A 14,506-nucleotide genomic window follows, 5' to 3' on the forward strand; every position below is an offset into this window, starting at 1 on the left:
AGGAGGTGGTCATGTCGCTGACAGGTACGGCGTTCTTCGTCGTTCTCGTGGCGGTGACCGCGCTGGCGGTGGTGGCGACCATCGCGCTGTGGGCGAGGGTTCGGGGGCCGCGTGTGGTGCGGTGGGCGGTGCAGGCGGTGCTGATCGGCGTGTGCCAGTTGACCGCGATCTCCGTGGTGGCCGTGTGGATCAACAACAGCTACGGTCTGTACGCCTCCTGGGACGACCTGATGGGCACCGACAACACGACCGCCATGACCATGCCGGGGCCGCCGGTCGACCGGGCCAAGTTCAGCAAGGGCACGCAGGACGGGGTCCTCGACACGTACTTCCGGGGGAAGAGGTCGCTGCTGTCCGGGCAGGTGCTGGTGTGGACGCCGCCGCAGTACGACGAGGCCGCGTACCGCACGAAACGGTTCCCGGTGCTGATGCTGCTGCACGGGGTGCCGGGGTCGCCGCAGTCCTGGCTGGAGCACGGCGGGATGCCGGGCGACTTCGCGGACCTGCTGGCGCAGCGCGCCGTACACCCCTTCATCCTGGTGATGCCGGTCGTGAACCCGGGGAGCGTCGACACGGATTGCAGTGACCTGCCCGACCACAAGGTGGCCACCTGGCTCTCCGCCGATGTGCCGGATCTGGTCCGGACGAAGTTCCGGACCCTGAGCGGGCCCGGTGGGTGGGGGGTCGCCGGGTACTCCACGGGCGGGTTCTGCGCGGTGAAACTGCCGCTGCAGTTCCCGAAGGTCTTCGGGGCGGGCGCCGCCCTCGACCCCGATCCGCTGACCGGCGACACCTCGGTCCTCACCGACCCCGCCGTCCGCCGCCGCAACGCGCCCACCCACATGGTCAAGGGCACCAAGGCCCGCGTGAGCCTCTTCCTCGCCACGTCCCGGCAGGACCGGCTGAGCCCCGCCTCCTCCATCGAACAGTTCGTGGCGGCCGCCGCGGGGACGCCGGTGGAGATCCGTACGCAGCTCCTGAGCAGCGGCGGGCACAACTACAACACGTGGAAGGCGGAGTACCCGGAGGCGTTCACGCTGCTCAGCCAGTGGCTGCGGGCACCGCGCTAGGCCGTGTCGGTACCCTCGGGTGACGACCTGGGGAGGTGCGGGTGGGACTGCGGGAGCGGATCTCCGCGGAGCTGACGGCGACCATGCACGGCGGTGATCTGCACTTGGAGCGGTACGCGGAGCCTCCCGGTGATCCGGGGTTGTTCGGGATCGTGCCCGGTGATCCGGTGTGGCGGGTGCACGGGCAGGCCACCGGGATGCTGACCGGCGGGTTCGCCGCGCTGATGCTCCAGTCGCTGCATCCGCTGGCCATGGCGGGGGTCGACCAGCACTCCGACTTCCGCGCGGATCCGGTGGGGCGGCTGAACGGGACCGTGCGGTTCGTCACGACGACGACCTTCGGCTCGGCGCCGGCCGCGCGCGAGGTGATCGACCTGGTCCGGCGGATCCACACGAAGGTGAACGGCACCACGGCGGACGGGCGTCCGTACCGCGCGGACGATCCCGGCCTGCTGACCTGGGTGCACACCGCCGAGGTGCGCAGCTTCCTCGCCGGGCACCAGGCGTACGCGCCCCGGGCGCAGCGGCTGTCCCCCGCCGAGTGCGACGCGTACTACGACCAGGTCGCCCCCGTCGCCGAGGCGCTGGGCGCGCGGGGCGTACCACGTACGGCTCGCGGGGTCGAGGAGTACCTCGAAGGGTTGCGTCCCCTGCTTTGTGCCACCCCGGCCGCGTTGGACTCGGTGCTGTTCCTGCGGCGCTTCGGGCGTACCCGGCGGGAGCGGCTGGCGGTCGGCCGGCTCATGAACGCGTCGATCGGGCTGCTCCCGGACTGGGCGCGCACGGAACTGGGCATCCGGCGCCCCGCCGCGGTCCGCACCGGCTGGGACCGGCCATTGGCCACGGCTGTGGGGCGGACGCTGGAATGGGGACTGGGGCCGTCGAAGATCCAGGCGGCGGCGCGGGGGCGGCTGACGTGACGACGCCCGGGAAACCGCGCGGGCTCGGAGGGCGGCCGGCGTAACAGCGCCCGGAAAGCCACGCGGGCCCAGAGAGCGGCCGGTGTGACAGCACTCGGGAAACCGCGCGGGCTCGGAGGGCTGGGAATCGGTCGGGTCATATGACCGGGCTGCCCCAGCGGCACCTCACGCCGCCCGACCGCACCTCACACCACCCCGGCTCACCGCCCCCTCACCCCCACCTCCCCACCCCCACCTCACCCCAACAACAGCTCGCACCACACCTGCTTCCCCCCGCTCACCGGTACCGTCCCCCAGACCTCCGACATGGCCTCCACCAGCAGGATCCCCCGCCCCCCGGTCGCCTCCCACCCCAGTCCCGTCGGTTTCACCGGTGTCCGGGGTGACGTGTCGGTGACCGCGAGCCGCAGTTTTCGCCCCAGCAGGGTCATGTCGAGGCGTACCTGTCCCTCCGTGTGGACCAGGGCGTTGGTGACGAGTTCGGACACGGCCAGGAGGGCGCTGTCCATGTCGGAGTCCTCGATGCCCCAGCTCCTGAGCGTGCGCCGGGTGAAGCGGCGGGCGTGCCGGGCCGCCTCGGGGACGCGCCAGACGGTCCAGCCCTCGCGGAGGGGCCGTACGGACATGCCGTCGTAGCGCAGGAGGAGGAGCGCGATGTCGTCGCCGCGGTGCGCGTCGGCGAGGAGGCTGTCGGCGACGAGGTCGAGGTGGGTCGGGTCGGCCGCCGAGAGGCCCGTACAGAGCCGTTCGAAGCCCTCGTCCATGGACGTTGCGGCGGACTCCACGAGCCCGTCCGTGGTGAGCGCGACGACCGTGCCGGCCCGCAGCCGCAGCGGCGTGAGCGGGAAGTCGGCCTGGGCGACGACCCCGAGCGGCGGCCCCCCGTCGTCGTCGGCGACCTCCGTGGAGCCGTCCGGGTGACGCAGGGTCGCCGGCGGGTGCCCGGCGCGGACGCACCAGGCCGTCCCGGACTCCATGTCGACGTCGACGTACACGCAGGTGGCGAAGAGGTCCGTCTCCAGTTCGAGGAGGAGGCGGTTGGCGTGGGCGACGACGACGTCGGGCGGGTGGCCCTCGGTGGAGTAGGCGCGCAGCGCGGTGCGCATCTGGCCCATGAGGGTCGCGGCGGCGGTGCTGTGGCCCTGGACGTCGCCGATGACGAGGGCGACGTGGTTGTCGGGGAGGGGGATGACGTCGTACCAGTCGCCGCCGACCTCCAGGCCGGCCGTGGCGGGGAGGTAGCGGGCGACGGCGACGCCGCCGGGCAGGCGGGGCAGGCTGCGGGGCAGGAGCTGGCGTTGGAGCATGCCGACGAGTTCGTGTTCGGCGTCGAAGGCGTGGGCGCGGGTGAGGGCCTGTCCGGCGAGCCCGGCGGAGGCGGTGAGGAGGGCGCGTTCGTCGGGGCCGAAGTCGTGGGGGGCGTTCCAGCCGACGAGGCAGGCGCCGACCGTACGGCCCGCGGCGGCCAGCGGCAGCACCGCGAGCCCGCCGGGGCCGAGTTCGCCGAGGGCCGGTTCGAGGGCGGTTCCGGCGGTCCAGATCCGCACCCGGCCCTCGCGCAGCACGGCGGCCAGCGTCGGCAGGGACCGCATGGGCGCGTCGGGCCATTCGCCGCGCCACTCCAGGCGCCACAGCTCGGGCCAGGACTCGGGGTAGGGCGGGTCGAGGACGGTGACGACGAGGCGTTCCCCCTCCAGTTCGGCGAGGGCGATCCGGTCGGCGCGCAGGGGGCCGCGCAGGGCGGAGACGACGGCATGGCTGACGTCGCGGACGGTCCCGGCGGTGGAGAGGGCGGCGGCGAGGCGCTGGACGCGGGCGACGTCGGTGACCTCGGAGCGGACGGCGGCGGCGTCGGCGACGGTCCCGACGAGCCGTACGGGGCGGCCCGCCTCGGCCGGTTCGAGCCGGCCGCGCAGCCGCAGCCAGCGCGGGGTACCGCTCGGTCCGATGACCCGGAACTCCAGTTCGCGGTCGCCGAGGGACATGTGGTCGGCCTCGACGACGGACATGAGGGCGGGCAGGTCCTCGGGGACGGCGAGGCCGAGGAGGGTCTCGACGCGGCCGTCGAAGCGTTCGCGGGTGAGTCCGAAGAGGTCCAGGAGCCGGTCGCCGACCTCGACGCGGCCGGTGTCCATGGCGAGCGCGAAGCCGTCGCCGCCGACCTGGCCGGGCGGGGCGGGGCGGGGCTCGGGCCAGGCGAGGGCGTCGGCGACGAGGGTCAGGCACGCGTGGTCCTCGGCGTCGAAGGCGCGTTCCCCGACGGCGACGAGGCAGCCGCCGGGCACGGGCAGCGCGATCAGGTGGACCTCCCCTGCGGCCATGCGGCGGGCCTCGGCGCAGTCGGCGAGGTCTCCGGGGCCGAGCCGGACGGGCCGCCCGGTGCGGACGGCGGCGGCGACCGGGGAGTTCCCGTCGGGCGGGTAGGTCTCGCGCAGCCCGAACAGAGTGCGGGGGACGCCCGCGGAGTCGACGAGGCACAGCAGGCCGTCGGCGCCTGGGGCGTAGCCGGCGGCGCAGGAGGCGCCCGCGAAGACGAGCGCCTGCTCCAGCGTCCGCCTCACCCGTTCGGGGGAGTGCGGATCCGCCCCGACGGTCTTGAGGGCCACTTCGGCACGCGGCACCCGCCCTCCCTGCCGCGCACCACCCTCAGTCACCACGTCCGTATTACAGCGCTTACGCCGCGTTCGCGCAGCCCCTGGGAGCGTTCCGGGGCCGCCTCGGGGGCGGAAGGGCGCACTCCGGCGGACGCCGGGGATCGAAACATCCCGAACATGTCTTTACCCGTGCGTTCCGCATGTCCATCTCATGACAGCCGTGACTGTCGGCGGCTCCGGCGCCCTGGAAATCTCGACTCCGGCCCACGAGGGCACGGAGGGGGACGGGACGCATGGACAAGCGGTACGAGGTCTACGCGCTGGCGGACGCGCACTTCTACGAGACGCCGGACCGGCTGGGCGCCGGCCGGGACGAGTCCGCGGGGTGGTACGCGACGGCGCGCAGGCCGGTGCCGGCGGGCTGGGAGTCGGCGCGTTCCGGCGACTGGCTGACCCTGACCCCTCAGCATGCCGAGGGCCCGGAGCAGGGCTGGAAGATCCACGCCTCGGCCACCCGGGAGAACGCGGAGAAGATCGCGGGCATCGTGTGGGACTACTGCGTGCCGCGCCGCATCCCCTTCAAGTTCGTGCCGGGCCCGCACCTGCTGCACCTGCGCAACACGAAGTACGCGGCCCGTGACGGCAGCGGCAAGTTCGTCACCGTCTACCCGGCGGGCGAGGACCAGCTCCACGAGGTCCTGCGCGAGCTGGGAGCGCTCCTGGAGGGCTTCGAGGGGCCGTACGTCCTCACCGACCTGCGCTGGTACGACGGCCCGCTGTACGTCCGCTACGGCGCGTTCGCGCGGCGGTTCGTGGTCGACGAGCGGGGGTCGCTGGTGCCGGCGGTGCGGGACGGTTCGGGGACGCTGGTGCCCGACCGCCGGGCGCCCTCGTTCCAGGTCCCGGAGTGGGTGACGCTGCCGAAGTTCCTCGAACCTCACCTCGCGGCCCGCAACACGACGACGGTCGGCGAGCTGCCGTACACGATCGAGAAGGCGCTGCACTTCTCCAACGGGGGCGGCGTCTACCAGGGCACCGACACGCGGACCGGGGAGAAGGTCGTCCTCAAGGAGGGGCGGCCGTTCGCGGGGCTCGCCTCCGACGGGGCCGACGCCATCGCGCGGCTGGAGCGGGAGATGCGGGCGCTCCAGGCGGTCTCCGGGACCGGGGTGGTGCCGGAGGTGCGGGACTGGTTCGAGCTGGGCGGGCACCGGTTCCTCGTCATGGACTTCCTGGAGGGGCGGCCCCTCAACGCGTTCTTCGCGGAACGGCATCCGCTGCTGGTGCCCGACCCGGACCCGGAGAAGGTCGCCGCGTACACGGCGTGGGCGGTGCGCGTCCACGGCAAGGTGGAGCGGGCGGTGGCGGCCGTGCACGCGCGCGGGATCGTCTTCAACGACCTGCACGTCTTCAACATCATGGTCGGACCCGACGAGTCGGTGAGCCTGCTGGACTTCGAGGCGGCGGCGCCGGTCACCGCGAACGCCCGCCAGGTCGTCGCGCACCCCGGTTTCTTCGCGCCGCCGGACCGCAGAGGCGCCGACATCGACCGCTACGCCCTCGCCTGTCTGCGGCTCGCCCTGTTCCTGCCGGTGACGACGCTGTTCGTGGTCGACCGGAGCAAGGCCGCGCACCTCGCCGAGGTGATCGCGGACCAGTTCCCGGACGTGCCGCGCGCGTTCCTCGCCGAGGCGGTCGCCGAGATCACCCGCGAGCCCTCGTACGGCGCGTCGGCCCCGACGGGGGACGGGACCGGCGCGCGCGCCTCCTGGCCCGCCCCCGCGGCGTGGCCGCACAGCCGGGACTCGATGGTGAAGGCGATCCTCGCGTCGGCGACCCCGGACCGTACCGACCGGCTCTTCCCCGGCGACGTCGCCCAGTTCTCGGAGGGCGGCGGCCTCGGGATCGCGCACGGCGCGGCGGGCGTCCTGTACGCGCTGCGCGCGGCGGGCGCGGGCCCCTACGAGGAGGGCGAGCGCTGGCTCCTCGACCACACGGCCCCACCGCCCCTGGGCACCCCGCTCGGCCTGTACGACGGTCTCGCGGGCGTCGCGCACGTCCTCGCGCTCCTCGGTCACCGCGAGCGCGCCCTCGACCTGGTCTCCGGGATCCTGCGCGAGCGCTGGCAGAAGCTCTCCTCCGATCTCCAGGGCGGCCTCGCGGGCCTCGGGCTCGTGCTGTCCGGCCTCGCCGACCTGACCGGCGAGGCGTCCTTGGCGGCGCGGGCGGACGAGGCCGCGGGTCTCCTCGTCGAGCGGCTCGCCGAGCCCCGGCCGGACAAGCCCCGGCCGCGCGCGGGCCTCATGCGGGGCGCGACCGGACCGGCCCTGTTCCTGCTGCGGCACTACGAACGCACCGGCGACAAGGCCCTGCTGGAGGCTGCGGCGACCGCGCTGCGCCGGGACCTCGACGGGTGTGTCGTCCAGGAGAGCGGGGCGCTGGAGGTCGACGAGGTGTGGCGGACGATGCCCTACCTCGGCGACGGCAGCGCGGGCATCGGACTCGTCCTCGACGACTACCTGGCGCACACCGCCGACGACGCCTTCGAGCAGGCCCGCACCGGCATCCTCACCGCCGCGACCTGCCGCTTCTACGCCCAGCCCGGACTGCTCCAGGGCCGCGCCGGGATGATCCTGCACCTAGCCCGTACGACGGCCCCGGGGGCCACGGGCGCGCACCTCACCGCGCAGATCGACGCGCTGGACTGGCTCGCCATGCCCTATCGGGGACAGCTCGCCTTCCCCGGCCACCAGATGATGCGCCTGTCCATGGACCTCGCCACCGGAACGGCCGGCTGTCTGCTGGCGGTCGCCTCGGCCCTCGCCGAGGACGCCACCGCCGCACACCTGCCGTTCCTCCCGCCGCCCGCGCGGCGGCCCCAGAGCACGACCGCGTCATCCGCGCGGCCGTGAAACCGCCCCGTCCCCACAGGAATCGACGGGACTACCCGGAAGGAGCACACCATGGCACTGCTCGACCTGCAGACGATGGAGTCCGAGGAGTACACCGGCGGCCCGAGCACGCTCAGCCTGCTGTCCTGCGTGAGCGCCGCGAGCGTCCTGCTCTGTCTCTGATCAAGGAGACGACGCCGCTCTGTCGTCGCTAGCACGGAGCCTTGAGGGCCGGTCCCGTCACGGGAACGGCCCTCGGGGTCGTGCACGCTCGGGAAAGGGGAGCCGGTGCGGACACGGGAGTTGCTCAGGGACGCCGCCCGGCACAGCGGGGGGCGGTGTGCGCTGCTGGCGCTGGTGAGCGTCGGCGCCACCGGGGCGGGGCTGGCGCTGCCCGCCGTGCTGGGGCGGGCGCTGGACCTGCTGCTCGCCGGGCAGGACGCGGGACGCTGGGTGGGATGGTGTGCGGGGCTGGTGCTGGTGACGGTCGTGCTGGACGGGTGCGAAAGCGTCCTGACGGGGACCGTGGACGCCCGGACGGCCGCGTACGTGCGGCGGGGGGCCGTCCGGCACGTCCTCGCGCTGGGGACCCGGGGGCGGTTCGAGGCGGGGGACCTGGTCGCGCGGGTCGTGGGGAGCGGGGCGCAGGCGGGGGCGTCACCCGCGGCGCGGGCCGCGCTGGCCGCGTCGGTGGCCGGGCCCGTCGGCGGGGTCGTGGCGCTCGGGGTGCTCGATCCGTGGCTCGCCGTCGTGTTCCTCGCGGGGGCACCGGTGCTGGCGCTGCTGCTGCGGGTGCTCGCCCGGGACACGTCCGAGTGCGTGGTGCGCTACCAGAACGTGCAGGGGCGGATCGCCGCCGCGCTCTCCGAGGCCGTCGACGGGGCCCGGACCATCGAGGCCGCCGGGAGCGCGGACCGCGACGCCGCCCGCGTCCTGCGGCCGCTGCCCGAACTCTCCGACGCGGGGCGGCGCATGTGGCACGTGCAGGGGCGGGCCGCCGCACAGGCCGTCGCCGTCGCGCCGCTCCTGCAGCTCGGCGTGATCGCCGTCGCCGGGTTCCTCCTCGCCCGTCACCGCCTCTCCCCCGGCGACCTGCTCGCCGCTTCCCGGTACGCCGTCCTCGCGACCGGGGTGGGCGTGCTCACGGGGCAGCTGGCGGGGCTCGTCCGGGCGCGGGCCGGCGCGCAACGGCTCGCGGAGGTCCACGCCGAGGAGCCTCCCGCGTACGGCGGACGCCGTCTGCCGGCCGGGCCGGGACGGCTGGAGCTGCGCGGCGTACGGGCCCTGCGCGGCGGGCGGGTCGTCCTGGACGGCGTCGACCTCACCGTCCCCGGCGGTACGGCCCTCGCGGTCGTCGGGCGCAGCGGGTCGGGCAAGTCGCTGCTGGCGGCCCTCGCGGCACGCCTGACCGACCCGGCCGACGGGGAGGTCCTCCTCGACGGCGTCCCCCTCCACACGCTCGGCCACGCGGAGCTGCGGGCCGCGATCTCCTGCGCCTTCGACCGGCCCGTCCTCCTCGGCACGACGATCGCGGACACCATCGCCCTCGGCCTCCCCACCCACCACGGCGTCGAGGCAGCGGCCCGCGCCTCCCACGCCCACGCCTACATCACACGCCTCCCCCAGGGCTACGGCACCCCCTGCGCCGACGCCCCCCACTCCGGCGGCGAGTCCCAGCGCCTCGGCCTCGCCCGCGCGTTCGCCCGGCCCGCCCGGCTCCTCGTCCTCGACGACGCGCTCTCCAGCCTCGACACGATCACGGAACACCGCGTCACGCGGGCCCTCCTCTCCCCGGCCACCCCGACGACCCGCCTCCTGGTGACCCACCGCGCGTCGACGGCGGCCCGCGCGGACGCGGTCGCCTGGATGGAGGAGGGGAGGATCCGGGCCGTGGGGACGCACCGGGAGTTGTGGGGGGTGGCGGAGTACCGGGAGCTGTTCGGGGAGAAGGAGGGTGAGAGTGCCGCGGGGGACGACTGTGAGCATGGAGGCGCTGTGGAGGGGGGCGTCACGGGGGCTGGCGTTCCTGTGCGCTCGGGTGCGGGCGTCGAGGCGAGCGGGGACGGGGAGGGGGCGCGGTGAGGCGCGAGAACTCCGGGCGGGACGCCGGTGCCGCCGACGGGCGCGGGCTGCCGGGGCAGGGCCGCCGCGCAGGTGAGGGGCGCGACACCCTGCCCCGGACCGACGCCACCGCCGGCACCCACCGCACAGCCGACGACTCGGGCCCCCTCGAACCCGGCCCCCCCACAACGCTCGCGCCAACAGCATCCCGAGCCGCGCCGACGCCCCCGCCCTCCCCCACCCCCCTCCTCCCCCGTGCCCTCCGCTACCTCCTCTCCCACCGGGCCGTCCTCCTGCGCCTCTCCCTGTGGTCCCTCCTCGAAGCGGGGCAGAGTTTCCTGCTCGGGTACGCGCTCGCCAAGGCCCTGGACGAGGGGTTTCTCGTGGGGCGGGCCGGGACCGGGACGGGGTGGCTCGCGGTGGGCGCGGCCGGGGTGCTGGCCGGGGCGGTGGGGACCGGGAAGGTGTACGGGGCGGTCGCGGACCTCGTGGAGCCGCTGCGGGACCGGCTGGTCGCCGGTGTCGTGCGGCGGGGGGTCAGGGACGCCGACCGGGGTGCGCTGTCGGGGGTGACCCAGCAGGTCGAGATCGCGCGGGACACCTCCGCCGGGCTCGTCCTGGTCTCCCGCTCCTTCGTGTTCACGTCCGTCGGCGCGCTCGTCGGCCTGTTCTCGCTCGCCCCGGTGCTGCTGGCCGTCGTCCTGCCGCCCCTCGCCGCAGGGGTCGCCCTGTTCGTCCTCACCCTGCGTCCCCTGGCCCGCCGCCAGGAGGCGTACCTCCGTGCGGACGAGGCCCTGGCCGCGCATCTCGGCACGGTCTGTCCGGGGCTGCGGGACATCACCGCGGCGGGCGCGGAGCGGAACGTGGAGGAGGGGACCGCGCGTCTGGTCGACGCGGAGTTCCGGGCGGCCCGCGCGCTGGCCCGCTGGAGCGTCACGCGGATCCTCGCGCTGGCCGTGGGGGGCCAACTCCCCATCGTCCTGCTCCTGTTGACGGCCCCCTGGCTCCTCGGCCACGACGTCACGCCGGGTGCCCTGGTGGGCGCGTTCGCGTACGTCACGCAGTCCCTGCTGCCCGCTCTCAACGCCCTGGTGCACGGGCTCGGGGCGAGCGGCTCACGGCTGACGGTGGTCCTGCGCCGCCTGACGGCGAACACGCCCCCGCCGCCGGACTCCCCTCACGCGCCCCCCGCTCCCGCTCCCATCCCGGCACCCCCGAACCGAACCGCCCGCGCCGCCCTCACCCTCACCGACCTCACCTTCGCCTACGGCCCCGCCTCCACCCCCGTCCTCGACGGCCTCACCCTCACCCTCCCCCCGGGCGCCCACCTCACCGTCGTAGGCCCCAGCGGCATCGGCAAGTCCACGCTCACCGCGCTGATCGCGGCGACGCTGACGCCGACCGGGGGCGAGGTCAGGATCGGTGGCCGGGCGGCCCCGGACGCGCGGGCGCGGCGGGTGCTGATCCCGCAGGAGGCGTACGTGTTCACCGGGACCCTCGCCGAGAACCTGACCTACCTGCGCGCGGACGCGGTGCCGGAGGCCGAGCTGTGGTCCGGTGCCGAGGCGGTCGGGATGGCCGGCCTGATGAGGCGGCTGGGCGGCCCGGACGCGCTGCTCGATCCGGCCGCCCTGTCCACGGGCGAGCGCCAGTTGATCGCGCTGACCCGTGCCTACCTGTCCCCCGCTCCGCTGGCCCTGCTGGACGAGGCGACCTCGCACCTGGACCCGGTGGCCGAGGAGCGCGCGGAGCGGGCGTTCGCGAGGCGGCCGGGCGGCACGCTCGTCGTCGTCGCGCACCGCATCGCCTCGGCCCGCCGGGCGGACCGGATCCTGGTCATGGACGGCGCGGACACCGCGTACGGCACGCACCCGCAGCTCCTGGAGACCTCACCCCTGTACCGCGACCTCGTGGGCCGCTGGGCAGCGCCCGAGGCGCCCGAAGGACCTGGTGCGCCCTCATAACCACCCCTGCCCCTGCGATATCCGGATCGCGTCGATCCGGTTGCGCGCCCCGGTCTTGCGGGTGATCGCCGCCATGTAGTTGCGCACGGTCCCGTGCGACAGATGCAGCCGCCCCGCGATCTCCGCCATCGACACCCCCTCGGCGGCGAGCGTCAGCACGCTCAGTTCGCGGCGGGTCAGGGGCATCTGCGCCGCCTTGAGGAATCCGAACCCGAGGGAGTCGTTGATGAAACGTTCCCCCTGGGCGACGGTCCGGATTCCGTCGAGTAACTGCTCGGGCGGCCCCGCCTTGTCGACGTAGCCGAGCGCCCCCGCTTCGAGCGCGCGTTTCAGCAGGCCGGGGCGGTTCGCCCGGGCGAGGACCAGCAGGCGGGGCGCGATGCGGTCGCCCCCGGGAGCGCACAGCTCGCCCAGCGGGGGGATGCCGTAGCTGTCCGTGCAGTCGAGGTCCGCCGCGCACACGAGGGGCCGTACGCTCCGTACCCGCGCGTACGCGCCACGCCACGGCGTGTCGTACACCCGCAGGTCGCTCTCCCGAGCGAGCCATCTCGCCAGCACCGTCCGCACCAGTCCCTCGTCGTGCACCAGAAGTACCCGGATCACTTACGTCCCTTCGGCTCGCCCGCCCACCGGCTCGTCGTATTTGATGCGTGCCCCATTCTTGGCGCCCGCCTCCGTTTCGGAGCGCGAAGAACCGGCCACAGGGATGCGCGGGGGCGCACATACGGCGCCCGGACGCCGCCGCACGCTTCGATACGGGTGCCTATGAACGGTTCGAGGGGGTACGGGCTCGGGCCCTCGCCGTGCGCTCCGCGCCGTATCGGGGGAGATTTGTTCCCGACCGCACGGCCTGGCGAGGAGGTGGTCGCGGTGGACGTGCCGCCGGCCGCGGGGCCGCCGCTGTCCCAGGGGCTGACCTCGATGATGGACGCCGTGGGCGCCCACTCGGGGGCCGTCTACCTCCTCTCCGAGGAGGAACCCGTCCTGGAGATGGCGGTGATGGCCGGGCTGCCCCGCGCGTTCGCCGCGCCCTGGGAGCGGGTCGGGCTGAGCGCGCCCCTGCCGGTCGCCGAGGCGGTGCGCGACCGGCGGCTCGTCTGGGTCGGCGGCGAGGAGGAGATGGCCCGCCGCTTCCCCCGGATCGCGGTCGTCCTGCCGTACCCCTTCGCCCTCGCGGCCCTCCCCGTCGCGACCCCGTCCACCGTGTACGGCGCGGTCTTCGTGACCTGGCCGGGCGGCCGGCCCGCCGACCTCTCCGAGGAGGAGCGCCGGCAGCTCACCGGCGGCTGCCGGCGCCTCGCGCTGCGCCTGGAGCGGGCCGACGCGGTCGGCTCGGAGCGGGACGTCCTCGGGGTGCGGACGGGTACGGCACCGGAGGCCGCGCGGCTGGTGGCACGGCTGCCGTACGGCCTGTGCTCACTCGACCTGCACGGGCGCGTCGACTTCGCGAACTCCGCCGCCGCACGGCTGCTCGGCGTGCCGGTCGCCCGGCTGACGGGGACCCGGCTGTGGGCGTCGGTGCCGTGGCTGGACGACCCGGGGTACGAGGAGCGGTACCGGGCCGCGCTGATCGGCCAGATCCCGACCTCGTTCGTGGCGCTGAAGCCGCCGTCGGAGTGGCTGTCGTTCCGGCTGTACCCGGGCACGGACGGGCTGAGCGTGCGGATCGGGCGGGCGCGGGCGGAGGCCGGGACCCCGCGCGCCGAGGACGCGCCGTCCCTGGTCACCCTCTCGCAGGCGCTGAGCCTGTCGGGCGCGCTGACCGAGACGGTGAGCGTCGCCGACGTCGTCCGGCTCGTCGCGCGGGAGATCGCGCCGGCCGTGGGGAGCCAGGCGCTGGTGCTGCTGGGGTCGCAGGCGGGGCGGCTGCACGTGCTGGGGCAGCACGGGTACCCGGACCCGGCGACCGTGGAGCGCTGGGACGGCCTCCCGCTCACCGACCGCACCCCGGGCACGCACGCGCTGGCGACCGGGCTGCCGGCGTTCTTCGCCTCCCGGCGCCAGCTCGAACACCTCTACCCGGACCGGAACACGACCCCGGACGGCTTCGCGGCCTGGGCCTACCTCCCGCTGATCGCCTCCGGCCGGCCGGTCGGCGCCTGCGTCCTCGCGTACGCCGAGCCGCACGAGTTCTCCACCCACGAGCGGGCCGTCCTCACGAGCCTCGCGGGGCTGATCGCGCAGGCCCTGGACCGGGCGCTGCTGTACGACGCGAAGAACCGGCTCGCGCACGGCTTGCAGGCCGCGCTCCTCCCCCACTCCCTGCCTCAGTTGCCGGGGCTGTGCGCGACCGCCCGCTATCTGCCGGCGACGCGGGGCATGGAGATCGGCGGCGACTTCTACGACCTGGTGCCCTCCCGGCCGTTCCCGGCGGCCGTCATCGGGGACGTGCAGGGGCACAACGTGACGGCGGCGGGGCTGATGGGGCAGCTCAGGACGGCGGTACGGGCGTACACGGCCGTCGGGCAGGAGCCCGGGGAGGTGATGCGCGGGACGAACCGGCTGCTCCTCGACCTCGGCGCGGAGCTGTTCGCGAGCTGCCTGTATCTGCGGCTGGATCCGGCGCGGGGGCGGGTCGTGATGGCGCGGGCCGGGCATCCGCCGCCGCTGCTGCGCCGGGCGGACGGGCGGGTGCGGGTGCTGGATCTCGCCGGGGGGCCGCTGCTCGGGATCGACGCGGGGGCCGTCTATCCGACGACCGAGGTGGCGTTGGAGCCGGGAGCGGTGCTCGCGCTGTACACCGACGGGCTGGTGGAGGTGCCGGGGGTGGACATCGAGGAGGGGGTGACGGGGCTCGCGGGGCGGCTGGCGGAGTACGGAGGGCGGCCGTTGGAGGAGGTGGCGGACGCGTTGGTGGGGAGGTACGCGGCTGCGGAGGACCGGTTGGACGATGTGGCGTTGCTGTTGCTGCGGGCGGAGGGGTGAGCGGGGGTGGACGTGGAGAGTCCGGCCCTCCAGGGGGGAGAGGGCCGGACTCTTCGGTCGGCCGGGCTTTTCAGGCGCCCG

General features: G+C 74.9%; 9 protein-coding genes. 7 read left to right on the forward strand and 2 right to left on the reverse strand.

The features are described 5' to 3' along the window. The first annotated feature begins 11 nt into the window (after positions 1 to 11). On the forward strand, positions 12 to 1,070 hold the full coding sequence (locus tag ACLZOT_RS12850; RefSeq protein WP_416968959.1) for an alpha/beta hydrolase: 1,059 nt from the start codon (positions 12 to 14) through the stop codon (positions 1,068 to 1,070). 41 nt (positions 1,071 to 1,111) lie between these two features. Then, positions 1,112 to 1,990: an oxygenase MpaB family protein gene (locus tag ACLZOT_RS12855; RefSeq protein WP_416968960.1), complete on the forward strand. Its 879-nt coding sequence runs from the start codon at positions 1,112 to 1,114 to the stop codon at positions 1,988 to 1,990. A gap of 236 nt (positions 1,991 to 2,226) precedes the next feature. Here ACLZOT_RS12855 and ACLZOT_RS12860 read toward each other — a convergent pair whose 3' ends face one another. Beyond that, positions 2,227 to 4,611 (reverse strand): SpoIIE family protein phosphatase, encoded by a 2,385-nt coding sequence (locus ACLZOT_RS12860; protein WP_416968961.1) that lies wholly within the window; start codon positions 4,609 to 4,611, stop codon positions 2,227 to 2,229. A gap of 266 nt (positions 4,612 to 4,877) precedes the next feature. Here ACLZOT_RS12860 and lanKC point away from each other — a divergent pair, with 266 nt between their 5' ends. The 4 genes from lanKC (at position 4,878) to ACLZOT_RS12880 (ending at position 11,500) form a co-directional block, all read left to right on the forward strand. Further along, positions 4,878 to 7,496 carry a class III lanthionine synthetase LanKC gene (gene lanKC / locus ACLZOT_RS12865; RefSeq protein WP_416968962.1) on the forward strand — a complete coding sequence of 873 codons (2,619 nt, stop codon included), beginning with the start codon at positions 4,878 to 4,880 and terminating at the stop codon, positions 7,494 to 7,496. 51 nt (positions 7,497 to 7,547) lie between these two features. Then, positions 7,548 to 7,658: a SapB/AmfS family lanthipeptide gene (locus ACLZOT_RS12870; protein WP_416968963.1), complete on the forward strand. Its 111-nt coding sequence runs from the start codon at positions 7,548 to 7,550 to the stop codon at positions 7,656 to 7,658. A 105-nt stretch (positions 7,659 to 7,763) separates the two neighbouring features. After that, positions 7,764 to 9,557 (forward strand): ABC transporter ATP-binding protein, encoded by a 1,794-nt coding sequence (locus tag ACLZOT_RS12875; RefSeq protein WP_416968964.1) that lies wholly within the window; start codon positions 7,764 to 7,766, stop codon positions 9,555 to 9,557. Beyond that, a complete protein-coding gene (locus ACLZOT_RS12880; protein ID WP_416968965.1) occupies positions 9,554 to 11,500 on the forward strand; it encodes an ATP-binding cassette domain-containing protein in 1,947 nt (648 codons plus the stop codon). Before ACLZOT_RS12875 ends, ACLZOT_RS12880 begins: the two co-directional genes overlap by 4 nt. Here ACLZOT_RS12880 and ACLZOT_RS12885 read toward each other — a convergent pair. After that, the gene (locus ACLZOT_RS12885; protein ID WP_416968966.1) at positions 11,495 to 12,103 is read right to left on the reverse strand and encodes a LuxR C-terminal-related transcriptional regulator; all 609 of its coding nucleotides are present in this window, start codon (positions 12,101 to 12,103) and stop codon (positions 11,495 to 11,497) included. The two genes, ACLZOT_RS12880 and ACLZOT_RS12885, sit on opposite strands and share 6 nt — an antisense overlap. 318 nt (positions 12,104 to 12,421) lie before the next feature. Between ACLZOT_RS12885 and ACLZOT_RS12890 the strand changes: the two genes are divergently transcribed. After that, positions 12,422 to 14,425 carry a SpoIIE family protein phosphatase gene (locus tag ACLZOT_RS12890; protein WP_416969069.1) on the forward strand — a complete coding sequence of 668 codons (2,004 nt, stop codon included), beginning with the start codon at positions 12,422 to 12,424 and terminating at the stop codon, positions 14,423 to 14,425. Positions 14,426 to 14,506: the final 81 nt, after the last annotated feature.

This window comes from Streptomyces sp. 4F14 (assembly GCF_048159485.1).
GTDB lineage: Bacteria > Actinomycetota > Actinomycetes > Streptomycetales > Streptomycetaceae > Streptomyces.